This window comes from Streptococcus mitis (genome assembly GCF_946190325.1).
GTDB lineage: Bacteria > Bacillota > Bacilli > Lactobacillales > Streptococcaceae > Streptococcus > Streptococcus mitis_CF.
Window position 1 is genome coordinate 1 of record NZ_CAMHZR010000072.1, and the last position, 249, is coordinate 249.

Here is a 249-nt window from a genome sequence, read left to right on the forward strand (position 1 = left end):
TGTAGGGACTTATCAGTCGGGTGATTTCGCCAAACTCCAGTCTGTCCAACGCTTTGCGATGGCCTACCAACAGGCGAGCAAGCAGATGGAGAGTCGTGTTGAACGCGTACAAGCTGCTCAGGAGCGGGACAAGGCTCGTTTTGAAGCCTTGGCTGCAGAGGATCGAGCCAAGAACGGTTGGAAAGACCTAGCAATTGGTGTGGTGACTGTTGCGATTGGTGCTTTAGCGATTTGGGCAACTATGGGGGC

Annotated in this window: 1 pseudogene; it reads left to right on the forward strand. The window is 53.8% G+C overall.

The window, feature by feature from the left end:
* Nucleotides 1-58 precede the first annotated feature (58 nt).
* Nucleotides 59-249 (forward strand): annotated as a pseudogene (locus tag N8M95_RS09260) (hypothetical protein); the annotation flags it as partial.